Annotated in this window: 1 protein-coding gene; it reads left to right on the forward strand. The window is 72.4% G+C overall.

All coding sequences use genetic code 11. The annotated features are described in order from the left end of the window. Positions 1-439, forward strand: a 439-nt coding sequence (locus AC01FP_RS19045; protein ID WP_474482547.1) for a PEP-CTERM sorting domain-containing protein, incomplete at its 5' end; no start/stop codon positions are given. Positions 440-508: the final 69 nt, after the last annotated feature.

Genomic DNA, 508 nt, shown 5'->3' on the forward strand with positions numbered 1-508 from the left:
GGACATCAACCCCTGGAGCGCCACGGGCCTGTCCTTCTTCCACCCGGCGGCGCCGGCCGGCGGTGTGTACGTCATCCAGACGGCCGGCCAGGTGGCGAGCCTGCTCGATGGCACCACGATCGGTGACACGTCGACCTTCGGCAGCGGCGCCGCCACCGTGGGCGCGGGCCCTGGCCAGTGGGCGCTGAACGCCACCAACTACTTCGGCTTCCGCTTCCAGGCCGAAGGGGGCGGGGTCCACTATGGCTGGGGCTCCATGATCGTCGGCGCCACGCTGACGTCGCGCTCCGTGGGCGAGCTCTGGTACGAGAGCGTGGCCGGCGCGCCCATCTCCATCAGCGCGATCCCCGAGCCCGGCACCTGGGCCATGATGCTGGCCGGCGGGCTGGCCATCGTGGGCGCGGCAGCGCGCCGTGGCCGCCCGCTGAAGAGCAGCTGACGCGGCACCGGCTTCCCCGTCGGTCCTGAGGGGCTGCTGTGCGAGAGCGCAGCAGCCCCTTGTTCATGG

It is taken from the genome of Cyanobium sp. NIVA-CYA 375 (assembly GCF_056108345.1).